General features: G+C 59.6%; 19 protein-coding genes. All 19 read right to left on the bottom strand.

Going from position 1 to position 25,700, the window contains the following annotated elements:
• Positions 1–13: 13 nt before the first annotated feature.
• Positions 14–1,432, bottom strand: a complete 1,419-nt coding sequence (fliD, locus tag ACUXVH_RS23320) for a flagellar filament capping protein FliD (protein WP_065363374.1) — start codon at positions 1,430–1,432, stop codon at positions 14–16.
• An 82-nt stretch (positions 1,433–1,514) separates the two neighbouring features.
• Positions 1,515–1,889 carry a flagellar protein FlaG gene (locus tag ACUXVH_RS23325; RefSeq protein WP_065364691.1) on the bottom strand — a complete coding sequence of 125 codons (375 nt, stop codon included), beginning with the start codon at positions 1,887–1,889 and terminating at the stop codon, positions 1,515–1,517.
• A 73-nt stretch (positions 1,890–1,962) separates the two neighbouring features.
• Complete coding sequence (locus tag ACUXVH_RS23330) at positions 1,963–2,811, bottom strand: flagellin domain-containing protein (RefSeq protein ID WP_065363373.1); 849 nt, start codon at positions 2,809–2,811, stop codon at positions 1,963–1,965.
• Positions 2,812–3,083: 272 nt separating this feature from the next.
• Positions 3,084–4,010, bottom strand: a complete 927-nt coding sequence (locus tag ACUXVH_RS23335; protein ID WP_065364690.1) for a ketoacyl-ACP synthase III — start codon at positions 4,008–4,010, stop codon at positions 3,084–3,086.
• 334 nt (positions 4,011–4,344) lie between these two features.
• Positions 4,345–5,400, bottom strand: coding sequence for an NAD-dependent epimerase/dehydratase family protein (locus ACUXVH_RS23340; protein ID WP_081305185.1), 1,056 nt, complete (start codon positions 5,398–5,400; stop codon positions 4,345–4,347).
• A 109-nt stretch (positions 5,401–5,509) separates the two neighbouring features.
• On the bottom strand, positions 5,510–9,004 hold the full coding sequence (locus tag ACUXVH_RS23345; protein ID WP_176707077.1) for a glycosyltransferase: 3,495 nt from the start codon (positions 9,002–9,004) through the stop codon (positions 5,510–5,512).
• Between the two features lie 81 nt (positions 9,005–9,085).
• A complete protein-coding gene (locus ACUXVH_RS23350; RefSeq protein ID WP_065363372.1) occupies positions 9,086–10,384 on the bottom strand; it encodes a hypothetical protein in 1,299 nt (432 codons plus the stop codon).
• Between the two features lie 27 nt (positions 10,385–10,411).
• A complete protein-coding gene (locus tag ACUXVH_RS23355; RefSeq protein WP_065363371.1) occupies positions 10,412–11,245 on the bottom strand; it encodes an SDR family oxidoreductase in 834 nt (277 codons plus the stop codon).
• Positions 11,242–11,994, bottom strand: coding sequence for an SDR family NAD(P)-dependent oxidoreductase (locus ACUXVH_RS23360; RefSeq protein WP_065363370.1), 753 nt, complete (start codon positions 11,992–11,994; stop codon positions 11,242–11,244). The genes ACUXVH_RS23355 and ACUXVH_RS23360 overlap by 4 nt, the downstream gene beginning before the upstream one ends.
• The gene (locus tag ACUXVH_RS23365) at positions 11,984–12,817 is read right to left on the bottom strand and encodes a sugar phosphate isomerase/epimerase family protein (protein WP_065363369.1); all 834 of its coding nucleotides are present in this window, start codon (positions 12,815–12,817) and stop codon (positions 11,984–11,986) included. The genes ACUXVH_RS23360 and ACUXVH_RS23365 overlap by 11 nt, the downstream gene beginning before the upstream one ends.
• A complete protein-coding gene (locus ACUXVH_RS23370; protein WP_081305183.1) occupies positions 12,817–13,563 on the bottom strand; it encodes an SDR family NAD(P)-dependent oxidoreductase in 747 nt (248 codons plus the stop codon). The genes ACUXVH_RS23365 and ACUXVH_RS23370 overlap by 1 nt, the downstream gene beginning before the upstream one ends.
• Positions 13,564–13,565: 2 nt before the next feature.
• Positions 13,566–15,368: a thiamine pyrophosphate-binding protein gene (locus ACUXVH_RS23375; RefSeq protein WP_445496031.1), complete on the bottom strand. Its 1,803-nt coding sequence runs from the start codon at positions 15,366–15,368 to the stop codon at positions 13,566–13,568.
• A 35-nt stretch (positions 15,369–15,403) separates the two neighbouring features.
• Positions 15,404–17,305, bottom strand: a complete 1,902-nt coding sequence (locus tag ACUXVH_RS23380; RefSeq protein WP_065363366.1) for an N-acetylneuraminate synthase family protein — start codon at positions 17,303–17,305, stop codon at positions 15,404–15,406.
• The gene (locus ACUXVH_RS23385) at positions 17,302–18,669 is read right to left on the bottom strand and encodes a GHMP family kinase ATP-binding protein (protein WP_065363365.1); all 1,368 of its coding nucleotides are present in this window, start codon (positions 18,667–18,669) and stop codon (positions 17,302–17,304) included. Before ACUXVH_RS23385 ends, ACUXVH_RS23380 begins: the two co-directional genes overlap by 4 nt.
• Complete coding sequence (locus tag ACUXVH_RS23390; RefSeq protein ID WP_065363364.1) at positions 18,666–19,361, bottom strand: sugar phosphate nucleotidyltransferase; 696 nt, start codon at positions 19,359–19,361, stop codon at positions 18,666–18,668. Before ACUXVH_RS23390 ends, ACUXVH_RS23385 begins: the two co-directional genes overlap by 4 nt.
• Entirely contained in the window at positions 19,361–20,683 is a 1,323-nt protein-coding gene (gene rfbH / locus ACUXVH_RS23395; protein WP_065363363.1) for a lipopolysaccharide biosynthesis protein RfbH, read from the bottom strand. Before rfbH ends, ACUXVH_RS23390 begins: the two co-directional genes overlap by 1 nt.
• Positions 20,676–21,749, bottom strand: a complete 1,074-nt coding sequence (rfbG, locus tag ACUXVH_RS23400; RefSeq protein WP_065363362.1) for a CDP-glucose 4,6-dehydratase — start codon at positions 21,747–21,749, stop codon at positions 20,676–20,678. The genes rfbH and rfbG overlap by 8 nt, the downstream gene beginning before the upstream one ends.
• On the bottom strand, positions 21,731–22,501 hold the full coding sequence (gene rfbF, locus ACUXVH_RS23405; protein ID WP_065363361.1) for a glucose-1-phosphate cytidylyltransferase: 771 nt from the start codon (positions 22,499–22,501) through the stop codon (positions 21,731–21,733). The genes rfbG and rfbF overlap by 19 nt, the downstream gene beginning before the upstream one ends.
• A gap of 249 nt (positions 22,502–22,750) precedes the next feature.
• Positions 22,751–25,681 (bottom strand): glycosyltransferase family 2 protein, encoded by a 2,931-nt coding sequence (locus ACUXVH_RS23410; protein WP_065363360.1) that lies wholly within the window; start codon positions 25,679–25,681, stop codon positions 22,751–22,753.
• Between the last annotated feature and the right edge of the window lie 19 nt (positions 25,682–25,700).

The following is a 25,700-nucleotide window of genomic DNA, read 5'->3' on the forward strand; positions in this document are numbered from 1 at the left end:
CGCTGAGTGAATATCAGCCTTTTTGCTGTGCGTTCATCGCTTCGAACATTGAGGTGATATTACTAGCGGTAGCCTTCAGCTTGCCCACCAGAGTATCCATGTCGTTGTATTTTTTGGTGAGCACTGCAGTCAGAGACTCCACCCGACGATCCAAGGCCAGTTGATCATTGCTCAGCTTGGTCTTGGTACGAGCCAATGCATCGTTACGGGTATCGAGAATACCCCCAGTCTGAGTGTAAGGAGTGATCGCCTTGGTCATCCGCTCCAGAAGGCCGTTATCACCCGTGAAGAGGTTCTGCACCTCGCCACCCAGCTTCTTGTCGTTCATCGCCTGATCGAACTTGACGGAGTTGAAGTTCAAGTTGCCAGTTTTCTGATCCGTAGTGATACCCAGCTGCGACAGAACAGTCAGGCGATCTCCATTACCGCTCTCAGCCAATGGGCCACGCATCGCCGCCAGAATCGAACGCGGCATGGCATCACCGGTCAGAGCAGCAGCAACAGTTGGCTTGCCATCATCATCCAGAGACGGCTTAGTGTAGGAAGTAATAGCTGTGGAGACCGCGTTGTAAGCATCCACGAACTTCTGGATAGACGCCTTCAGGCCATCATTGTTCGGAGCCACCAGAACCTGGGATTTACCTGGCGCAACCAAGACCATAGACAGACCAGAGACAGTCTTATCCAACTTGTTGGTGGAGCTGGTGATTGCCATACCATCCACAGTGAATTTCGCGTCTTGGGCGAAACCACCTACAACCCCGGAAGAACTAGCGGTGATCGGATCATCTACCGTGCCCTTGGGCATCAGTTTCGTACCATCAGCCTCCAGCCCAGGAATTCCGCTAAGGGTGATATCCGAGCCAGCACCCGTGTTGGAGGAACTCACCACCAGACGGGAACCGAAGCTATCGGTTACCACGTTGGCACTGAAGCCGCTGAACTGATACTTGCTGTTCAGGGCTTTGGCAACAGAATCCAGGGTCGAACCGGCAGGCACATCAAGATTGTAACTCTTGGTACCCTGGGCAATATTCAACACCCCCGCTGGTACAACTGCCGAGGAACCGCCGGAAAACGCTGAAGTGGCGACCTTGGAACCAGTCGCAATTTGAGTGACTTCAATATTATAAACGCCGTTGACCGCCGAGTTATTGGCCGTAACAGCCAAGGTCTTGGGGTCGGACGTAGTCGCAGAAAAACCGGTGAACTGCGGCTGCTCCGGATCGGCCAATGTCTTCATGGTCGACTGAAAGGTCGCCAGCAGCGATTTCAGGGAACCGATAGCAGAGATCGACGCGGTGTTAGCCGTGGTTCCACGGTCAATCTGTCCCTGCTTGGCCGCTTTATCAGCGTTGACCAATGCCTTGACGATAGAACCGGTGTCCAGGCCGGACCCCAGACCTGTACCCGGTAGAATTGGACTCGCCATGTAGAACTCCCTTTAGTGTCTCGCCGGTCTTTTGACCACTACAACGCCCAAAAGAACATAGCAACAAAATTCGTGCCAGCTGTCAGACCTTAGCACTGAACAGCAGACTGCTTGCATCATTCAAACTATTAGCCAGCTTGAGGACTTCTTCGTTGGGGATCTGACGGATCACCTCACCGGAGTCACTGGCAATGACTTTGACGACTACTTTGCCTGAGGGTTCATCAATCGAGAACTCCAGGTTACGCTTGACCGACTGCACAAACTTTTCAATTTCCTGAACGGCCATCTTAAGCTTGTCCTGCTCGCTGGTCGCGTCTTTAGTTTGCTCATCCTTGTCCGCTGCCGCCACCTTCAACGCAGCATCGGCTCGAGGCTTCTCCGCTGCAGGCTCAGCGACTGGCGCCGATAGCTTGGCAGCTGGATAAGACAAGTTCAGCTTAACGCTCATATCCATGTCCATCACCTCTTGAATGGAAAAAGCGAGAGAGCACGACAAGCGCACTCCCCCGCCAAAAAATCACCAGCTATTACTGAAGCAGCTTCAGTACAGCGGATGGCAGTTGGTTGGCCTGAGCCAGAACTGCGGTGGAAGCTTGTTGCAGAGTCTGTTGCTTGGTCAACTGAGCAGTTTCAGCAGCGAAGTCGGTATCTTGTACACGACCCAGTGCAGCACTGGCGTTTTCGTTGATGTTCTGCAGGTTGGAGATGGTGCTGGTCAGACGGTTTTGTGCAGCACCGAGGTCAGCACGGCTGGCGTTGATGGTCTTCAGAGCGCCGTCGATTGCAGTAACAGCGGCCGAGAAGTTGGTTTCAGCAACGGCGCTGTCGGAACCGGCGATGGTGATTGCCGAGCCAACACCCAGGGTGTCGGCGTCGAAGCTGGCGCTCAGAGTCAGAGTGATCTGGTTGGTGCTGCCAGTGTTGGAGCCGACCTGGAAGGTCATGGTGCTGGCAGTACCGTCGAGCAGGTTCTTGCCGTTCAAGTTGGTGCTGCCCGAAATACGGGTCAGCTCAGCACTCATCTGCGAGAACTCTTTGTTCAGAGCATCACGGTCGTCGGAGCTGTTGCTGTCGTTTCGCGACTGAACGGCCAGTTCACGCATACGCTGCAGAATGTTGGTTTGTTCCTGCATCGCGCCTTCAGCGGTCTGGGCGATGGAGATACCATCGTTGGCGTTCTTGATCGCCATGGTCTGACCACGGATCTGCGAAGTCATGCGGGTAGCGATCTGCAGGCCGGCGGCGTCGTCTTTTGCGCTGTTGATTTTCAGGCCGGAAGACAGGCGAGTCATCGAAGTCGACAGAGCGTCGGAAGCCTTGTTCAGGTTTTTCTGAACGCTCAACGATGTGACGTTAGTATTTACGGTTAAAGCCATGACGAATTCCTCGTTGGTTGGGTACTGCGGCTTCCGGCCCTGGCAACCGCCGGGTGTGGCCTAGAGAACCTTCGTAATAGTTATCGTCGCCGTAGCAGGTTGCTTGAGGTTTTTTTTAAAAATATTTACTAGCAGACGGCCACCCCTAATAAAACAAGGGTTTAACCAACAAAAGGCGATAAAAATGGCGCCAGAAAAACCGCCACCCAAAAACCGGGACAAAAAAAACGCCGCCGGCATGACCGGCAGCGCTTCTACATAAGCGTGAAACGTCATTCGCGATGGATGATCGCCGAGCCCCAGGACAAACCGACACCAAAGCCGCTAAGGGCCACACGCTTCCAGGTGGAAGGCAGGACATGCCGCTCCAGCAGCAGCGGAATGCTCGAAGACACGGTATTGCCGGTCTCGACCATATCCTTGATGAACTTCTCCGTCTCGCCCTCGAAGCGCCGGGCCACCGCGTCGACAATCGCCGCGCTGCCCTGGTGGATGCAGAACGCGTCGATCTGGCTTTCCTCCAGACCCGACTCTTCCAGCAGCTCATGCAGGTGCGCCGGCACCTTCAGCAAGGCGAAGTTGAAGACCTGCCGGCCATTCATGAAGAACACCCCGTCGCTGACCTTCAGGTGTGGCGCCCCGGAACCGTCGGTGCCGAACTTGGCCTTGCCCAACTGCCAGGGCGCGCCGTCGGCCATCCAAGTGACGGTGGCCGCATCGCCGAACAGCATGGTGGTGTTGCGGTCTTCGGGATCGACAATCTTAGAGTAGGGGTCGGCGGTCACCAGCAGGCCGTTTTTCAGGCCCGCAGCCTCCATGAAGCCTTTCATGGCGTACAAGCCGTAAACGTACCCGGAACAGCCCAGGGAAATATCGAAAGCGGCCACATGGGTCGGCAGGCCCAGCTTGTCCTGAACAATGGCAGCAGTGTGGGGCAAGCCTTCTTCATCACCGTTCTGGGTCACGACAATCAGCGCATCGATAGAATCACGCTGGAGCTGCGGATTATTGGCGAACAAGGCATTCACCGCCTCCACACAAAGATCAGAGGTTTCCTGCGCAGCCTCTTTGCGCGGCAGGAATGCCGAACCGATCTTGCCAAGGATGAACTCTTCATCCTTGGCGAATTTGGCACCCTGAGCGTAGTTATCCACACCGGCAGTCGGCACGTAACTCGCTATGCTTTTTATGCCAATCATCATGGCTTCCCGATCATAAACTGCGACTAGGTTCACCCCGAAAAGCTCAGGGCGCATCAAAATAGTTGATTTCCGGTGCGGACTTATCGCCCGAACTCAAGAACACAATACAGTGAAGATGCACTTTATGACCTATGCGTCACGCCGTTAAGCCCACGAATACGATTTTTCATACAGGCTGCGCCTCCGGCTCAGTCTGGCAGCCGGATAGCGCACCCTTTCAAAAAGCCCGTACCAGTCAAGATTTCGTCGCGCCGGATTTGATCTTGCAGGGCACAACCGCTTTTAGAAGCGCCCTCCTGATCTGCTGTCGTGACCGGGTGATCGGTACAGCTCAAGAGCTCAGCGGGCGGTCGAGGTTCCAGTCCACCATGCTATCGATAGACTCATCCAGCGAGGTCCAGACATCCAGACCCAATGCTCGCGCCTTCTGGATATCGGGCACGTAGTAAGAAGCCACAGAACTACCTTCCCCTGCCTTCGGCATGATGATGGGGGTTTGCGGTGCTACCCGAGCCACAACTCTGTGGGCCAGTTCGGCGATGCTGAGGCCCTGGTCAGACCCCACGTTGTAGGCATGTCCGCTCTGCCCTCGCACCAGCAGCGTCAACAGCCACGCCGCCAGATCGGCACCGTGCAGATAGCTGCGCACAGACAGGCCAGTCGACTGCATCACCAGCGCTTCCTGACCGATGGCGTCCCTGATGAAGTTGCCGATTGCAAAATGTGCATCCAGAGGAAGCCCTGGTCCCGAGAAGGCAAAGCAGCGTGTCAGGATGCACTCCAACCCATGCCGATCCGCGTACAGCGCCGCCAACGTTTCCTGAGCCCGCTTGGCTTCGGCATAAGCGCTGCTGGCCAGAAGACTGTTGCATGCAGACATATGGGTTTCTGGAACAGGTAGCGAAGAACTGATAGCGCCGTACTGTGCTCCCGTTCCGGTGAACAGAACGCGCTTGGCCCCCGCCCTCACGGCCAGATCAAGTACGTTGCGCGCCCCCTGCAAAATCGTATCGAAGATGCGCAAAGGGTCGGCATGAGCGCCCGCCAAGGTATCGGTGGCAGCATGAATGACCAAGTCGACCGGTCGCAGTTCAGGCACCCGAGGCAACGCCTGAACGTCACCTTTCAACCAGGTTATCCAGCCACACTGATGGTATTGCGGATGCTCTCCGAGAAAACGCTCAGGCGATCGGGACACCGCAGTGACCTCGATGGCCGCGCCTTCCCTGTTCAAAAAGGCAATCAGCGCCAGCAGCCATTTACCAAAAAAACCCGTGCTCCCGGTAATCAGCAAATGCTTGCCGCGCAACTCTCGACAGGCATCCAGGTGTTTGCTGATCCGCTGCAGATCACGCAGCACCACCTGGGAATCCAACGTTACCTTCATGCTTTGTACACCCCTGCCAGCCTGAACGCGGGCATCGTATTAAAGGAGATAGGTCCGCCAGGCTGTTACGTCGCAACAGCCTGCAATAGGTTTACGCAGAGGGCGCGAATCAAGCCGGCAGCCAGATATCGCGCCAGGCTTTCAGGTGCAAGCCGTCGAGCAGCCATTGACTGCGAACGCACTGTTGCAGCGTGTCGCCCAAGCGTTGCGCCGCATCCAGATCCACCATATGGGAGCGAATCGCGTCCATCCAGGGCGCCACCCCATCCTTGACCAGGGTCACCGGCAAATCGCCGCGATGCGGCTCGAGATCGCTGCCGATCACCGGGATGCCCAATGCACCGAACTCCAACAACCGCTCGTGACTGCGGCAACGGTTCAACAAGGTGTTTTGCAGGGGCGCCAGGGCAAAATCGAGATTCAACGAAGCCAGCCTCGCCGCATATCCCGCGTCTACGTCCGTATAGACCTCATGGACAAAAGCACGCAGATGAGTCGGACAATGGCCGATCAGCACCCAATGAACGTCATTGACCAAGGCTTTTATGACATCGGCAATCAGCTCAAGGTCATCTGGCCGGGCTCCGCGTGCCGACAGGCCTACACGCGGCTTGTCGCCAGCCTGGCGTTTGCTGCTCAAGCCAATCCAGGGGTGCGGATCAAGGCGAGTCTTGAGGATCTGCACATCGGGATTGAAGCCCTCGAAAACATCGGCAAGCATGTCGGAGGAAACCACTAGGCGATCCATGAAACCCAGCCCCTGTCGCAAGGCATCCAGTACCTGCAGACCATGGTTTTCCCTATTGAACCCCGGCATGGGCGTATCGGGCAGATAACGATCCAGCTCATAAACCTTGAAAGCCCGGGAGAAAGCCTTCATCCGGCGCATGGCCTCTATCTGCATGCCATCAACGTGCCGTTGCAGCACAACGCTGTCCGGGGCGAACCGGGCCAACTCGGCTACCGACATCAAGTCGCGAACAACAGCGCCGTCGATCAACCCCTCGTTACGCAAGGCAGTGAACGGCTGAATAAGCCTCGACTGTCCGTCGACGGCGCTTCTCGCAGGATGCGCCAGGATTTTGGGCGCAGAGACACCAGCGATCGAAAGCGGCAACGCCCATGCGTTATCAGCAAGCTTGAAAGCGCCGCCGGTGGCCAGGGACAGGTTCTTGTTGTAGGCCGGATCCTGAGCCAGGACCGCCAGCCAGCGCTGGTACATCAGGTCGTCCTGGTCGGCGCTGGCCGGGGACGCCTGCGTATCGCCGATAAACAACCTGACCCTCGGCGTCCAGACGTTCATATAGCCGGCTTGAGAAAGCTTCAGGCAAAGGTCCGTGGACGCCCAGGATGACATCGTCTCATCGAAGCCGCCTGCTGCAACGAACAGTTCTCGACGCACCATCAAGCACTGCTCAGCCACAGCGGAACAATCTTGATCGACCTGCAATCGCTGCATGTAACCAGGCTCATCGGGCGCATTCAGGAAGGGGTCGCCTACCGCCGCGCCCAACCCCAGCAACAAACCGGCATGACGGATCCTGCCATCGCCGCCAAGCAGCTTACCCCCCACGCACCCAACTTCAGGGCGCATGGCGTGGTTGAGCAATTGCTGCAGCCAGTCCTTGCCGACCACGCCGATGGTGGAGTCGAGGAACAACAGGTAATCGCCACTGGCTTGGTTGCACGCATGATTACGAATCGCAATCGGCGACGCTTGAGCCTCGTACCTCAATACCTGCAACTGGGCAACGCCCAACTGCTCGATCCCGGACAGCCAATCCACCATCGCCGAATCTTGGTTGCCGCGGTCCAGCAGCAATACTTCGAAATGACTGTACGTCGTATTTTCCAACAGGCTGTCCATGCACAGTTGCGCCTGCGGGAGCTGGCCGTCGAGCAGAATCACAATGCTGACGCGCGGCGTTTGCGCATGGCCGTAATCAATCTGGTAACGGCCAGGCTGAGAGGCATTCACTTGAGCATGCTCATAGCCGCGCTGCTGCAGGTGTTGCACGATGACCCTGCGCTCCTCGGCCATATCCTGTAGAGGCACAGCGTCGCTGATCAACAACGGCTCACTGATATGCCCTAGCCCCTCAACACCCCCGGATTCGATCAGGCGCAAAATGAACTGAAGCTCGAAAGCTTCCTGACAATCATCGGCAAAACCTCCCATCTCTTGCCACGTATCACGCCGCAATAGCCAATGCCGGGAAAAACCTGCGGGGTAGCTGAGCAAGAGATCCAGGTTGAAATCAGGCCGAAGTGCCGCTTCGAAGCTGTTGTGGCCGACCCGAACGACCTCATCCGCGTAAACAGCCCGGTATTCACCCATTTGCGCCAACTGCAACGAGGTCATCAACAGGCCGGCAGCAGTGAACTCCTCTCCCGCGCGAACCACGACCAACCAATCGCACGCGCTTTCACGGACGATCTGGTTAATCGCCTCTACGCAATTGTCGCCTGGCTTGAGGCCATGAGCCCCCGAACGTCCGGGGGTGACGTTGGACACGATCAGCGGAACGGTCGAAACCGCCCCGCCCGCGCAGGCCGCCAAACTGTTCAGCGTTCGGGCTAGCAAATCGTTATGGCCCTGAAGATCGAGAACGACCACACCGATGTTCGGGACATGGCCCTGCGCAACAGCAGAGTCCGCCTGCAGTTGCCGGGCCGTCTGGTCTCGCGCTTCGAGTCGCTTGGCAACACTCCGTTCAAGCTTGGCCTTTCTGGAGGTCGAAGCGGCGTTCTGCGTCGTCTCGATAAACAGATCGAGCGCCTGCCAGAAAGCGACTTCCTGCTTCTCCAGGCTTTCCCTCAACAAGGGCAACGTTTGCCGCGCCCGCTCGATTTCCTGGGGCGAGGTTCCCCAGGCCACACCGTAATTTCCGGTCTCTTCGGAGGAGAAATTCAACGGTGCACCTTTACCCGGAATGACCACGCCTATACACCCACAGAGCGCGGCCTCCGCCGAAAGGGCCGTCGTCGCCGAGGAATAAAAGAATTCGCTGGTCTGGAAGATCTCCACCAGCCCTTCCCAGGTATCCGGGTAACTGCCGGTAATTTCCACCGCGTCGGCGGGCAGGCTGTCTTTATCGATCCCCGATCCCGCGCGCCCCTGGTAGTAGCAGATTTTGCCCGGTATGCGCCGGGCCGGATCCTCAGGCAACGTGAAGACATTCAGGTCGATGGGCTGAAGAAACATCACATGCTCTTCAGGCATGCCCGGTAACAACAACCCCTTGGTGAAGGCGAACATGATGTCGTCTTCACCGTAATTCTTGCCTCCGGCGAGGAACCCGGGCGTATTCAATAGATACCGGACCACGACGTCACCACCTAGCGGATTGCCACTGGTGACTTCCGGGTAAACGACGATCGGCTCCAGACCCTGTTGTTTATGCAAGGCAATCACTTGATTCGTCAGCGGCGGCGTCATCAGTTCCGGATTCAGAACGTTCGCCCCGATATACGCTTCATACCCGGATCGATTCAACACATCACAGAGCATGTGCATGACCCGGATACCCGCAGAATTTCGTCGGTAGTCCGGCGCAAGAAGATAATAAGGATTTGGCCGTGGAGCATATAACGAACGAATCATGGACACACCCGATGCTGGATATTGCGAAAAAACCATCTTCAAAAAACGCAACGCCCGAACGGATCCGGGCGCTCCACTACATCAATAGAAGTACAGGGTGATGTCGTGAAGAATATCTGCGTAGTGCCGAATGCCTACGCGATAATCCGGCCTAATCGCCGTCACCGTATCGATCAACTTCCAGAAGTCGTCTGCCCGGTGATAGGCACAGACGGCCAATACCGGCTTTTCACGCCGAATAACCGCCGTAGCGCCAAACAGCGCCCTCTCTTCCATGCCCTCGATGTCCAGCTTGAACAGCCCGACCTTGCCAGGCACCAGTTGCTCCAGCGGCACGCCCTGGATGTAAGACGTTATGTTGCCGGGAATCGGCCCGGTCACTTCGCCCGCCAGGTTGCACGACAGCACCGGATCGTACTCGAAACGGCTGTAGTCACTGTCCAGGCCCATGTTGAACAGCAGCACGTGAGGCCGATCCGAAAAGCGCTTCAGAGCCGCGTAGTAGGGAGCCATCTCCGGTTCGAACAGGTAAGCGCGTTCAACCGGACCGAAATGCCGCTCCAGCGACGCCAGGGTGTCGCCATTGAAGGCACCGGCGTCGACAAAGTGACGCGCTTGCTCGGCACTGACAAAGGCGCTGTCGAAGTACTCGTCGGCGAAAGGAGACTTGTGGGCATCGGCCGGCTCGATCGACAGCAACATACGCATCTCGATCAGCCCATTGAATGCCTGCCTGGATTGCTCATCGCCCAGGCGCAGGAAGGCCGACAGGTAGCGCAAGGGGCCAGCCAGGGTGTCATGGGGCAGGTTGGCGAACGTGGATTCCGGGCCATGCGCCGAGTCCGTCGCGTACAGGAACTCATGGAAGTTCACCACCCGAGCGCAACGATCCTTGATTTGCCGGATGATGTCGTTGCTGTAGCGGCCGCTGGCAACCACCACCACCGCGTCGGACAGGTCAATGGCCGTCGGGTGGAACACTTCGATGCCGTCCAGGTGTTGTCCGGCCTTCGCCGGATCGTTGTCCAGCAGGCCAGCCACGGTAATCCCCACGCGTCGCGCGTCGTTGACGACCGACTGGCCGATCCGGTGGGCGCCGAATACGTGGATACCCCTGCTCATCGCGGCCAGCAGGCCGCGCTTGTGCTCGGCCAGGCGGGCCGCCTCGTCATGGCCTTCCAACAGCCGATGCAGCGCGGGAAATTCCGGCAACCGCTCCAGCACCGCCAGGTCTTCCGGCCCGCGCAGCAATACCGCGTCGACCGCCTCCGACAGGGGCGCCTGACTCAGGCGCACGGGGACCGACACCCCGGAGGACAACAGCAGCGTCTGGGTGCTGCCGGCCACCCATTGGCTTGTCGATTGCAATTCAAAATTCATCAGCGTCTCCAGCGTGAGAGTGGGGCGTCACCAGGTGCTGCGCCCACCGTCGACAATAAGGTTGGCACCATTCATGTAACTTGATGCGTCGGAACAGAGGAACGCCAGCGCCCCGCGATACTCATCGACTTGGGCCATGCGCCCCATGGGAATCAACTGGCTGAGCTTGCCCAGGAAAACATCGTTCTGCCCGGCGTATACCCCGCCCGGCGACAAGGCATTGCAGCGCACGCCCTGCTCGCACCAGTATGTGGCCAGGTATTTGGTCAGCCCGATCAGGCCGTGCTTGACCACCGAATAAGTCACCGGCTTGACCGGCTGCTCGTCCGCGGCCTTGCCCTCGACCCGGTACAGCCGCTGATCGGGGGCGATGACACCCAGGTCCGAGGCGATATTGATGATCACGCCAGCGCCCTGCCCGGCCATGTGCGCACCGAAGACCTTGGCGCAATTGAAGGCGCCGCCCAGGCCGACGTCGAGATCCAGGCGCCACTGCTCCCAGGGGAAGTGCTCCAACCGCGAGAACTCCTTGCCATCGTTGCCTTCGACCTTTGGGTTGCGTGCGGCATTGTTGATCAGGATGTCGACCCGGCCATGCCGCTCCAGAACGGTGGCGCAGGCAGCGCTCACACTGTCGACATCGGTGATGTCGACCGTCAGGCACAGCGCCTCGACGCCAAGCTCGTCATGCAACCGCGCACGATTGCTCGCCAGGGCCTCGGGGTTGATATCCAACAGCACCGCAATGCCGCCAAGATCGGCGACCGTTGCCGCATGCTGGTAACCCAGCATGCCGCCGCCGCCAGTGATGACCGCGACCCGGCCGCTCAGGTCGAACAGGTTGGACGTTGCGTTTTTCATGATCTGAGTTGTCCTCCGTCGACCACGTACGTAGCCCCGGTAATGAACGCCGCCAGCGGCGACGCCAGATAGGCTGCCAGCCGTGCGACATCGCCGGGCGTGCCCAGGCACCCCAGGGCCACATCCCTGGTCAGCATTGACTCGACCGCCCCGCGGTCCTGCTTGAGCTTGCGGTCCCAGACCGACCCCTCGAACAGAATGTTTCCCGGGGCGATGCTGTTGATCCGCACGCCCTGGCGCCCGAATGCCCGCGCGCTATTGCGCACATAGCTTTCCAGGGCGGCCTTGGCGGCAGCGTATGGCACGGGGCAGCCGAGCGCCTCGATACCGCAGATGGAAGAGATGCAGATGACGTTTCCCTTGCTGGCCGCCAATGCATCGGTGGCCGCCCATACGGCGTTGGTCGTCGAGTGCAGGTTGATGTCCAGCACGCGCTGCCATTCGCTCGGATGCTCCTGGCCGGGCGGCACGGAAGCGCCGCTGCCGACATTGCACACCAGGATGTCAAGCCGACCGTGAACAGCCATGACTTCGGCGATCAGCGCCTGGCAGGCTGACGGCTCACGCACGTCGGCAAGCACCGATTGCGCGCCAGGCAGCTGGGCCTGTGCCGCACGCAGGCGCTCTGGGTCACGGCCATTGAGCACCACCTGGCAACCCTCTTCGGCCAGCTGGCCGGCAATGGCCAGCCCGATGCCCGAAGAGGAACCGGTGACCAGGGCCACCTTGCCGCCAAGCTCAAGATTCATGGGTGTTCCACCAAGCCTGGGTCATGTCGCGGTAGCGAGCGATAGCCCCCGCATGGTCGCCGTCGTCGGCACGCGCGGTCTGCAAGATGAAATGGCCGGTATAGCCGGTCCTGTGCAGTGCCGCAAACACCTGCTCGAAGTCGGCGTTGCCGGTCCCCAGGGGCACGGTAGTGCCGGCTAGAACCCGATCTTTGACATGCACGTTGTCGATCCGCGCCCCATAAGCGGCGATTTCTTCCGTCGCGCAATAGCCCAAGGCGGCGCTGTTGCCGATGTCGTAGTTGATACCGAAGGCATCGGCGGGAAAACGGGCGATAAAACGCGCCAGGCGCTCGGCGGAGAAATCGGACTCGAACACGATCTTCAAGCCGCCCTCGACCAAGCGTTCGCGCAGCGGTAGCAGGCCTTCGAGCAAGGCCGCTTCCTCTTCAGGGCTGGTCAGCGAGCCGTTATCGACCAGCGGGATCAGCACATAGACGATGCCGACGCTCTGGGCGGCATCCAGAATCGCCTCCAGGTCCTGTAGCAGGCTGGCACGCTCCGCACCCTGGGCCTTGTAGAAAGGCGCCTGCATAAAGCAATCGCCGGTCAGCGAAAGGACCCGCACCCCATGGGCCTGGCTCAACTGGTTGATGCGCTGGCGTCCGGCCTCGGTCATCAGCGGGTTTTCGTACAACCGCTCCTGATCCAGGGTCCACTCCATCAAGCGCACGCCGAGGCCTTGTGCGACCTCGAACTCCGAGGCCCAGTCGCCCCAGGGAAACGCCTGGATCTTTCCATCCACCCGCTCGCACAGGCGCCCTTGCATAAAGCCGATTTCCATCACAACCCCTTGGCCGACCAGCCGCCGTCGACATGCAGATCGGTGCCCGTGACATAGCTGCTGGCGGGCGAGGCGAGAAACACCGCCGCGCCTGCCAGCTCTTCGACGCGGCCCCAGCGTCCGAGCATCGTGCGCCCGGCGCGAGCCGCGTTCAGCTCCGGATCGCTGTAGCTACCGTGAGTCATCGCCGTATGCACATAGCCCGGTACGATGTTGTTCACCCGGATGCCCTGGCCGCCCAGGTCGAGCGCCAATGCGCGGGTCATCGCCGCCAGCCCGCCCTTGGACGCGACATAACCGGGGTTGCCGGGAAAACCCAACCCGGCGCCAATGCTGGTGACGTTGATAATCGACCCACGCCCGTTGCGCTGCATGTGAGGCACGGCCGCGAGGCAGCAGGCGTAGGCCGCCGTCAGGTTCAATTCCAGGGTGCGCTGGAAGCTGACCATCGGATCGGCATCCGTGTTGCCCGGCAAGGTAATGCCCGCGGCATTCACCAGAATGTCGAAACGACCATGGCGCTCGGCGATTTCGGCCAACAGCGCCTTCACCTCGACGGCCTCGCGCGCGTCGCACTGTCGATACTGGAAGGCGCCAGGCGCCTCCATCTCAGCCGAGCGACCAATGCCGTAGACGATGGCACCGGCCTCGCCCAGGCCGTTGGCAATGGCCGCGCCGATCCCGCGAGATGCGCCGGTCACCAGGGCGACCTGGCCATCGAGCCGGAATCTATCGAGTACATTCATGCTCATGCTCCTTGCGCGTCCAGGGGCCAGTTCTGGGCGAATTCTTCACGCGAAAGGAAGGGATACAGATCCTCCAGGGCACCCGATTCAGGCTTGCCCTGGGCGTTGATACGGGTCATCACCCGCGGGATGCGCGGCTCTTCAACCTGGACCATCACCTCACAGACCACCGGGCCTTCGCGGTCGAGCACTTCGCGCAGGCGGGCGTCGAGGTTGGCGTGCCCCTCGATCAAGGCATAACCCACGCCATAGGCCTCGGCCAGCTGACGCAAGTTCGGCAGTTGCAAGCCACTTTCGGCGTCGGCACCCACCAGCAACTTGAAGTGCGCGCTCTGCGAGGTGCGAATGGACGCGTAGCCCTGATTGTTGACCACAAAGCATTTGACCGGCAGGCGCTGCGCGGCCAGGGTCGCCAGCTCCTGCACGTTCATTTGCAGGCCGCCGTCGCCTTCCACACAGATCGTCTGCCGACGGCCCGAGGCCAGGCAAGCGCCGATGGCCGATGGCACACCGAAGCCCATGGAGCCAGTCCCGCGGTTATGGAAGCAGCGCTGGTGTTTCTTCATCCGCAGGCTCAGCAGGAACAGCTCTGCGGCGAACCCCGAACTGCAAGGCGCGATCACATCGCCCTCGCCTAGCAACTCGGACAGCCGATCGGTGAAGTGGTACATGCTCACACCCTGGCTGTCGTCGGCGTGCTCGGGCTGCAGCAGCGGATAACGTTGGCGCCATTGGGCGATCTGCGCGAGCCACGCCGAATAGTCCGGGAGAGGCTCGGCGGCGACACCAGCGACCAATGCCTCGATGAACGGCTTGACGTCCGCCACCACCGGCACCTCGATCGGCATCTGCAGCTTGGCAATTTCCGCCGCGTCGATGTCAACCACCACTTTCTTGGCGAAGGGGGCGAAATGTGCATGGTTGTAAGCGGTCAACGCCATGTCCAGGCGCGAGCCCAGCACAATCAGCAGGTCGCAATTCTGCAGAGTGAAGTTGGCCCAGCGCGGCGCGATCGAACCCGGGCGTCCGCCGTAGAGCGGGTGCTCGTCTTCAATCACATCCATGGCCAGCCACGTCGGCATGATCGGCACACCTGCGCTTTCGACCAGCGCATTGAAGGCATCGATGGCCCCGGCCATGCGAATACCGCTACCGGCGATGATGCCTGGACGCTTGGCGGTCTTGAGCAGTTCCAGGGTACGGGCGACTGCCGCGCTGATGTCAGGCGCGGCGACGGGCGCGGGCAGTGTTGCCCGACGCAACTCCTGGGGATCGACTTGCGCGGCTTGCACGTCAAGGGGCACATCCAGCCAGACCGGCCCGCGACGACCGTTGAACGCGGCGTACTCCAGCTCGTCGAAAACCTCGGCGACCGCTTCAGGATCGGTGAGCGTCACCGCCCGCTTGGTGATCGAGGAGACCATGGACACGATATCGGCCTCCTGCACGCCCAGCATGCGCAAGCCGGTACCGGCCTTCAGGTCGGCAGTTTTGACTTGCCCGGAAATGAAGAACACCGGGGTGGAGTCCAGCCACGCGCCAAGGGTGGCCGTAACGGCGTTGGTCGCACCCGGCCCGCAGGTCGTCATGCAGGCACTCGCGCCACCGGTCAACTTGCCAGCGGCCTCGGCGGCGATTCCGCATGCCTGCTCCTGAAGGCAAAGGATAGGCTCCAGGTCGGGATGGCGTCCCAGCGCGTCATTCAAATGCATGGCGCCACCGCCCGGCAGGAAGAACACCTGCTTGATGCCCAGCTCCGCCAGCCGATTCATGATGTAATCAGCTACGCGTATTGTGTTACTCATCGTTGAAACTCCATCCCGTTCGCGGAGCACTCGGCTCAATTCAATGTGTTGAGAAACTCCAGCGCCGACCAGAAACCGGCGCCATGATCCTTATGCCCCTGCCAGACCTCAGGGATGAAACTCACGGCTGGATACCCCTTGAGCTGAGCCCAGGTTGCCGGCCAGTCCACATCGCCGGTGCCCATGATCACGCCCTCGCCATTGGCCCCTTTGGCATCCGCCACATGCAAGTGCGCCGAATGCGGCAGCAGCAGCGCCAGCGCGGACTGGAAGTCCAGGCCGAAGTGGAAGCAGGCCATCTGCAAATGCGACAGGTCGAGGCACAGGCGCAGGCCAAGGACCTTGGCCTGCTCGGCCAGCTCGTCGGGCATCATGAAAATGTTCTGGTGGCGCTGCCCGCCAAAGTGCCAGGGGAACGGCGCCATGTTCTGCGGAATCAGTTCGGTGCGACCGAAGTCCACCTGAGCACAGGATTCCTGGAAACGCCGGTACAGTTCGGCCCGATGAGCGATGGGAAACGGCTCATCTGCGGAGAACCCGCCGATGTTGGCAACGATCAGCAGCGAGTCGGCATTGGGGAAGTACTCGGCAATCTGCAAGGTGGCATCCACTACCCGCTGCAGATTGACGATCGAACGCTGGCGATATTCCAGGTCATCGGCCACCAGGTCCAGCAGTTCACTGTTCTCGAACAGCTCCGGGGCATGCACCACCAAGCGCGAGCACTCCACCTGACGCAAGTACGCCTGTGGCGCCACGCTCAAGTCGCGGTAGGACAGGTGGAACTCGAACAGGTCCGGCTTGATCCACTGCTCATACTGCAGAAAGTCGTGATAACGAACCGGCACGCCCCAGAGGATGGGCATGGAGAACTCTCGGCGAACTTCGGCCTGCTCGGTCAGATCGCTGTCGAAAAGAAAGTCGCCCTGGGCGATGCTCCGCCCGGCCGGCCTGCCCAGCAGGTCGCTCAATCGGTATGGCGCCAGGCCCTGACCCGGGCTGGCTACTCGCAACATGTCCTGGGTGAAGGTTTCCCCGGGAGCGATGGCCCGCGCAGCGATCACGCTCTTGCCGAGGTTCTCGCGATTGAGCAACTCACCCTGGCTGGCATGGCGGCCTGGACCGGTCCATGGCAACGCCTTCTCCAACTGCCGGATCCCCTCCACCAATTGGCGGAACTCCTGGGGTTCAAGGCTGGCCAGATGATCCGGGCCTTCCATGCCACGATCTAGAGTGATGTGCCGCTCGATCAGCTTGGCCCCCAGAGCGACTGCTGCGATGCTGATGGCCGTCCCGCGCTCGTGGCCGGAATACCCGATCAGCCCATGCAGTTCGCGCAGACGGGCCAGGTAGCCGAGCTGAATATCGCTCTCGGGAGCCGGATAGGTACTGTTGCAATGCAGCAAGGCGAAGGGCACGCCCAAGCCACGTAACTGCATGATGGCGCGCTCGATCTCATGCTCCAGGGACATCCCGGTGGAGAGAATCAGCGGCTTGCCCAGGGTCGCGGCCTTGGCGATCAGGTACGGATTGCACAGATCGGCGGAGGCGATCTTCAATGCCGGAACATCGAAACCGGCCAACACATCGACACTGGGTTCATCCCAGGGGGTGCAGATGTAACTGATACCTTTTTCCGCACAGTAGGCGCGGATCTGTCGATGCTCGTCCACATTCAGTTCGACCTTATCCAGCAAGTCCTGGATGTATTCCACCCCCAGGTCCTCGGCTCTTGAACCGTCAGCCTTGCGCCGGTAAAGCGCCTCGCGATTGCGCAGCTGGAACTTCACACAGTCGGCGCCGGCCTTGATCGAGGCATCCACCAATTGCTTGGCCAGTGCCAGGGAACCGTTGTGGTTGTTGCCCACTTCGGCAATCACAAAGGTCCGGTCGCCACCGATGACCATGCCATCGATGCTGAAAACTTGCTCATTCATTGAATTTTGGTCCGCCAGGAAGTGACACCGTTGGATTCGAATCGGAAATCAGTGGTGCGACAGCCCAGCTCGCGGACCTTTTCAACGACCGCATGCCGATGCTGGGGCTGTACATAGAACAGGAAGAACCCGCCGCCTCCGGCCCCCAGCAGTTTCCCGCCCAAGGCACCGGCGCTTAGCGCGCATTCATAGATCTGATCGAGGACGCCATCACTGACGGCCCGGGAAAATTGTCGCTTGAGCATCCAGCCTTGATGCAGGCTGCGGCCGAAATCCAGCAACTCGCCGCGAATCAGGTGGTGATGCATTTGCCGGCACAGCGATACGCTCTCGGTCAGCAGCAACCCTTGGGCCTGCTTGCTTTCCATTTCTTCACGCTGCTGTACATGCAGCTTGCCGGAGTCGTGGGAAATCCGCGTATCACAGAGCACCAGGCACTCTTCAAGCTCGTTGCAGATCGAATCGTCAAGGCGAATCGGGTGCACCAGGTTGCGCCCCTCCTTGAACTCGATCAGGTTGAAACCGCCAAAGGCTGAGGCGTACTGATCCTGCCAGCCACCGGCAATACCAAAGCACAGACGCTCGGACTGAAAAGCCAGTTCGGCAACTTCATAGGTGCTCCAGCGATCGCGGCGCAGCTCGTTGAAGGCAGCGATCACTGCCGTCGCCACTGCCGAAGAGCCCCCCAGGCCTGAGCCCACTGGAAAATCAGAACGCACATGCAAGTCCAAGCCATAGCTGGGCTTGATCACCGACACAATGGTCGCCAGCAACCCCTTGCCGGCATGGGCCTGCAACGCGTCCACCGACTCGTATTGCTCTTCGGTATCCAGATCTTCGGAGAAAATCCGGATGACCTCATCCGTACGCGGAATGAGGGTAGCGTGGGAATAAAGACCCACCGTGCAACTGAGCACCGCCGCCGGGTTTTCCACAAAGTAGTAAGTAAGGTCCGAGCCGCCACCACTGAAGCTCATACGCACCGGGGCTCGCGCCCTGGCCAGCACCGGCACCTCCTGGTTGGCGGCCAGCAACGCCGGAGTGACCACGTCCACCAGCAGCCCCTGAGCATCCACCACCGGAATTGCGTTGTAGCTGAGGTCGAAGATCTTGAGCATTTCCTCCCGAGCAGCACCCACCTTTACCGATCGGTATTGAGTGTTCATGCACTCGGTGACCGGCACGGTAGTGGCGCCGCCCTGCAACAGATAACGGCGCAAGTCACCGTTTGTCAGCACGCCAACCAGGCGGTAGCCGTTATCGACCACAAAGACAATCTGCAAGTCCCCCGACTCGATGCACTCGACGGCCTCGAGGATGGTCTGGTGGGTATAGATCGTCTGGGTTTTAACCAATTGGCTCATGGTTTCCCGACCTCTTGCACACGCGACTTGAAAGCACTCAACGCGTCGGGTGTTCCAATATCAATGAATGGCCCGCTGTACTGGATCACTTGCAACCGTTGCAGCTCGATCAGTTGCGGCAGGATCAACTGCTCCATGGAACAGGCCTGCCGCTCAAACTCACTCAGGGCGTTGGCGGAGAAACCGTACACTCCCGCATTCACTAGGCCTGGCCCGGACACGCCCTTCTCATTCAGGGCCAGCAGGCGCAGATCCTGCGTGCAGGCGAGGCTGCCATAGCGCGTACGGTCCTCGACCATCACTCCAAGTACACAGTCCGTTGCCGAACCAAGGGCCAGGCGGTAAGCCTGCTGATCAAGGTACGTATCGGCGTTGAGCACCAGATAGCGCTCCTCAGCCCGCACCTCGTGCAGCGCATGCAATATTGCACCTCCCGTACCCATGGGTTGCTCTTCGACCACCAACTGCAACTTCAGACCACTCTGCGCCGCAAGTGCCGGCAACAGCTCGTCCAACTGATCTGCACGGTAATGGGCGCACAATACGGCTTCGCTGAGCCCGGCCAGCTTCAACTGTTGCAGTACCAGCTCCAGAAATGGCCGGCCGTGCACATCGACCACGGCCTTTTGCGATCCTTGCAGTACGCTGCTAAGACGTGTGCCAAAGCCGCCACAGAGGATATAGGCACGCATCAGCGATCCAGCCCGAAGAAGTGTTCGAGACAGCGTGCCGCATGCGCCAGATGTTCCTCGCCCAGGCCCGGCCAGACGCCGATCCAGAAAGTGTCGTTCATGACCTTGTCGGTCACGGTCAGCTCGCCGCTGACGCGAAAGTTGCGCCCGAGCATGTAGGGTTGGCGTACCAAGTTACCGGCGAACAGCAACCGCGTGCCGACGTTCTGGCTATCCAGATACTGCAACAGTTCGACCCGTTTGATCCCGCAACCATCGCGCAAGGTCAGTGGAAAACCGAACCAGGACGGATCGCTATCAGCGGTAGCCTCGGGCAGGATCAGGAAGTCGGTACAGCTGGCCAAACGTTCGCGCAGCCACTGGAAATTGCGTTTGCGCGCCTTGGTGAAATCATCCACCCGATCCATCTGCGCCAAGGCGCAGGCAGCCTGCATATCAGTGATCTTGAGGTTGTAGCCCAGGTGCGAGTAGGTGTATTTGTGGTCGTATCCCTCTGGCAACTCTCCCATCTGCTTGCAGAAACGCTGCTTGCAGGTGTTGTCCTGGCCGGGTGCGCAATAGCAATCACGCCCCCAGTCGCGGAAGGACTCCATGATCCGCTTGAGCAACGGATTGTTGGTGAACACCGCCCCGCCCTCGCCCATGGTGATGTGGTGCGCCGGGTAGAAGCTCAGTGTTCCGATATCACCAAAGGTGCCCACCAACTGCCCTTTGTAGGTTGAACCCAGGGCATCGCAGCAGTCTTCGATCAGCCACAGCTTGTACTTGTCGCACAGGGCTCGAACCACACTCAGGTCATAGGGATTGCCCAAAGTGTGGGCGAGCATGATGGCCTTGGTCTTGGGGCTGATGGCCGCCTCGATCTTGGCTGGATCGATGTTGTAGGTGGCCAGTTCGACGTCGACGAATACCGGCACTGCACCGAATTGCAGGATCGGGTTGACTGTGGTGGGGAAACCCGCAGCGACCCCGATCACTTCGTCACCCGGCTTTATCGCGCGGTCGCCCAGGCGCGGCGAGGTCAACGCCGAAAAGGCCAGCAGGTTCGCTGACGAGCCTGAGTTGGTGGTCAGTACACAACGCCGACCGAGGTACTTGGCCAAGCGTTTCTCAAAGGCATCGTTGAAGCGCCCGGTGGTCAGCCAGCCATCCAGTACCGCTTCGGTCATCGACTGCAACTCGCCGGCACCGATCACCTTGCCCGCAGGCGGCACGGCGCTCTGGCCAGCCACGAACACTTGTGGAGCCATCTGCAACTGCGCATAACGCCCAACCAACTCGACAATTTGTTGGCGTAACTGCTGCGAAGTACTTTCACTCATGGGTATCGCCTTGATAGTCCGCGATCTGCTTGCGGGTAAAGGTGTGCATGTCTTCGCCATGTTGCCAGGCGAGGTTCCAGGCCAGGGTCTGCTCCAATGTGGTTGCCAGAGACCAGCGCGGGGTCCAGCCCAGTTCCGTTTGCGCCTTGTTCGAGTCCAGCGCCAGCAGGCTGGCTTCATGGGGTTGAGCCCCCGGCTCGATAGCCCAGCGCACAGGTGTGGGCCACAACTCGGCGAGCTGGCTGACAATGCTCTGGACCGTGGCCACATTGTGGCTATCAGGACCAAAGTTCCAGGCACCGGCATACTGCTCGCCGTTTTCGAACAAAGCCTTGGCCAGCATCAAATAACCCTTCAGTGGTTCAAGAGCGTGCTGCCAGGGACGAGTGGCCTGGGGATAGCGCAAGACCACTTCTTCGTTGTGCTGCCAAGCACGAAAAATATCCGGCACCAGGCGGTCCGGCGACCAGTCGCCACCGCCCACGACATTGCCCGCCCGGGCCGTGGCCAGGGCCGCTCCCGAAGCCTGCAGGAAGGAGTCGCGATAGGAGGCGCAGAGCAGCTCCACGCAGGCCTTGCTATTGCTGTAGGGGTCGAAACCGCCAAGGGCGTCGTACTCGCGATAGGGCAGCACCCATTCACGGTTTTCGTAACACTTATCAGTGGTGACCACGACCACCGCGCGCACCCCAGGGCACTGGCGTACTGCTTCCAACAAGTTGACCGTGCCCATGACGTTGACGGCGTAGGTGTCCACCGGAGCACGGTAGGACTCACGGACCAGAGGTTGCGCCGCCAAGTGAAACACCACGTCCGGAGCAAAGGCCTGTACCGCCCGGGTGACGGTGGCCAGATCGCGGATATCTGCCAGGTCGCCAGCGATCAGGCGATCCAACCCCGCGTCCTGCCATAACGATGGCGTGGTCACCGCGGGCAAGGCATAACCCTGCACCTGCGCACCCAGCTCACGCAACCAAAGCGCCAGCCAGCCGCCCTTGAAGCCTGTATGCCCGGTAAGGAAGACCTTCTTGCCCGACCAGAACCCTTTCAACTCCAGAGTTTCCATTCAGCCTGCCCACCGCTCCAACGCTCTTCCAACAGAACTCGGTCGCGCAGGGTGTCCATCGGCTGCCAGAAACCACGATGCAGATAGCTCATCAACTGCCCCTCACGGGCCAGGTTGCGCATGGGTTCGTATTCCCAAGTGGTTGAATAGTCTTCGATGTAATCAAGCGCACCCGGCTCCAGGACGAAGAATCCGCCATTGATCCACCCCCCATCGCCCTGAGGCTTTTCCTGAAAACCACGTACGCAGGAGCCTTCCAGCTCCATGGCGCCGAAGCGACCTGGAGGCTGAACAGTGGTCACAGTGGCAAGTTTGCCGTGCTGGCGGTGGAAGGCGATCAGTTCGGGAATATTTACGTTCGAAACACCATCGCCATAGGTGAAGCAGAAGCTCTCTCCCCCGAGGTAGTCGCGTACCCGCTTCAAGCGTCCGCCGGTGCCGGTAGTTTCTCCAGTGTCTACCAGAGTCACACGCCAGGGTTCAGCATGGCGCTGGTGTATATGCATGCTGTTTTCCGCCATGTCGAAGGTCACATCCGACATGTGCAGAAAGTAGTTGGCGAAGTACTCCTTGATGATGTACCCCTTGTAGCCCAGGCAGACCACAAAGTCGTTGATGCCGTAGTGAGAGTAGATTTTCATGATGTGCCAGATGATTGGCTTGCCACCAATCTCGATCATCGGCTTGGGCTTGAGGTGGGATTCCTCACTGATGCGAGTTCCTAATCCCCCCGCCAGAATTACTGCCTTCATGTGCGTCTCTCAAATGTGAACAGCATCGTCTTCAATGGCCTGCTACCCCCTCAACCTGTACGCCAATAATACGGCGTCTGTGCGATTTACCGGGGGCGCAGGCACTGGAAAGCAATATTGGTGCCATCGAAAAAACGCCTGAAAAACCCAACTCTTCGGCACTTTCAGCGCTTTTGCAAAGTTGTAAAAAAGCCCACTTTCAGTGGGCTTTTTTGTGTGCGGCATGCAGCGGGAGAATATTGATCACTCTCAGCCTGCGGACTGCTCCAGCAGTTCCATCCAAGGAACCGCAGCCACAGGACCAAGGCCATAGCCACGCCCCTGCAAGGTCAGGTTCTTGTTATAGAAGCGGTCATGCCCCAGAACCTGCGACCACTTCTCCTGAAGTACCTGCAATACTCCAGGCGAGGACTCAAGCAATCCCGACTGAATGACTTGGACATGGGGAGTCCAGACCGTCAGGTAACCGCCCTGGCCAATCCGCAGGCACAGGTCGACATCGCCCAACCCTTCGGCAAACAAACTGTCGTCGATACCATCGGCGGCATCGAACAATTGCTTGGCAATCATCAGGCAGGCAAAAGACACCGCCGAACAGTTCTGCTCCACCACCAATCGATTGAGGTACCCCACGGATGTCTTGGGCTCACCAACAAACGCTGAACCGACACTGCCATTGAAACCCATGATCAGCCCCGCCTGGGTCACCCGCGCCTGCTGATCCACCAACTTGGCCCCCACCACGCCGACTTCAGGACGCAGGACCTGGTTAAGCAGTGACTCAATCCAGTTGACGTTGAGCACTTCGCTGTCAGCCGCCAGAGTCACCAGGTATTCACCCTTGGCTTGCTGGCTGAGGGTATTGATCAATGTCGCAGCCGACAAACCGGGTTGAATGCCGAACTGACGCAGACGGCTGGCCTGCTGCCCCTGGGAGGCCAGCCATTGATTCAATGGCGCCGAGTAGGCCGGATCTTCAGCCAGCAGGATCTCGTAACGCTGATAGCGGGTTCGCTGCAGTATGCTGAGCAGGCAGCGCTGCAAGGCCGGCAGATCCTTAACGCTGTGAAGGATGATTGATACCAGCGGACGCTCAGTGAAGCGATAGTCGATCTTATGGGTCCCCGGCACCGGCGCGCTGATATCGGCCTGATAGCCTCGGGTGGCCAGATGACGCAACAGCGCCTTGCGCTCATCAGCATTGTTCTGCGCCATGGGCGCCTGGCAGACCAGCAGCGGCTCGGCCAGGTGGGCTAGCCCCTCCAAACCACCCTGCTCGATCAGGCGCAACAGCAGATCAAACTCCAGAGCGTCCTTGAACTCGCGGGAATAGCCTCCTGCCTGCACCAGCGCGTCGCGACGTACCAGCCAATGCTGCGCCAGCAGCGCAGGACAGTTCTGCAACAGGTCCAGGTTAAAGCCCGGACGGAATACATCACGCAAGGTGCCATCCGGCAGGCGCTGGATCTCATCCATGGCCACCGCACGGCATTGCGGTGCCGCCAACAGCTCAAGGCTTGCCTGATATAAGCCACTGGGTGTGAGTTCATCTCCGGCTTGCGCCATGACCATCCAATCGCAATCGCTCTGCCGCACTGCCTGATTGATCTTGTCGACGTAGTTGTTCTCGTCGACCTTGACGAAATGCAAGGTGTTCTGCGGGGTAGTGACCGAAGGCAGGTCACCACTAGTGAAGACAATGATCTTGAAGTTGCGGCAGTAGCTGTTGATCACGCTATCGAAGGTCGCTTGCAACTTGAGGATGTCGGCCTGCAGATCCAGCAGCAATATCCCGAAAGAAGGCCCACCGGAATGGCGCGCCAAATGCCGTCCGATCTTCTCCACCTGACCGGCATCCGGCTCACGTGCTTCGAGCCAGTGTAGAAGGCGTCCGGAACGGGTTGTATCAAACCACTCAGCGCAGTGCGCTAGTGTCGCTGCCTGCAATCGAACCTCCCAGGCCTGCACTGCCTGCGCACGCTGCTCCTGCCCTCGGGCCTGCAGCGACAGAATCATCTGCCGCACCACTGGCAAATTGAAAGCGTAGAGCTCGAAGGCCTTCTGCAGCCGATCATCGAGAGGCTCGGCACTAGCGTTGCGCTGCACCCGCAACAACTCTTTCTGCTGGAGCATGACGCCTTCGAGCTCCTCCAACTGTCGACGACCGCTCGGTGCCGCATGAAGGAGAAACTCCAAGACGCTCAATTGTTCGAAAAACGCCTGGTTGTAGAAGGGCAGCTCTACGTACTGGATCGGCTCGAAGCGCCGGACCGGCTGTTCCAGCAGCGAGTCCCAAGTCGATTCGATCAGCTTTTCCGTTGCCAACCCTGGCAAGGTCGCAAGGTATTTGCCGACGGCCAGCAGGTTGTCCCGAGTACGCTGGCGAATGCTCTCGCCGTCGATGGCGTCGAAAGCCCCGGCCAGAGCCAGGGCGAAACGTTCGTGCTCAACCAGGGCCTGCGCGTCACGGTAGCTCAGTTGCGCTGCGATCTGCTGGCTTTGCAGCCTTGAAGCACAATGCCGCTCATGCAGCCCATAGGGGATTGGCAACAGACGCACCTTGGCGGCGACCATCAGACCATAGGAATGCCCGATCTCCTGAAGGGCCGGATTGAAATCTGCCGGCATCGAAACATACCACCGACGCAGCAACTCGGTTCGGGTCACTGCGCTGATCAACGATGGACAATGGCGGGCGAATACGTCCAACCGGGCCTCGGCAGACTCCGCGCAATAGTCCTCTTCCCCCTTGCGATCAAGGCGCAGGTAATCGACTCGCTGGGCATGTGCCTCGAAAGCCAGGCTGTATCCCTGGCAAGCACCGTAGTCGCCATGGGCCTCAAGAAAGTCCAGAGACTGCTCGACCCCTTCACGCAAAAGGAAACCCTCGACATCAGCCATGGCCATGTAAGGAGTCTTCAGCGTCGCGATGGACTGCCGCAATTTGCCGCTGAAATGCTCGGCACCGTCCGTCGGCACATGCAGATAAAGCACATCGGCAAACTCGGCGCCCACCCCGTTATCGCTCTCGCTCGACGAGTCGACCACCAGCACCCCGCAAGGCCATTCACTGTAGTAGCGCAGCGCTCGACGCAAGGCCCGAGGCTGCTCATGCGCCAGCAAAACCAAGGTGAAACGCTCACTCAAGGGGGATGCGCCATTGGGAAAATTGCTTTGCATATGAATTCCTGTCCGCTCA

This window comes from Pseudomonas sp. 8(2025) (assembly GCF_052665325.1).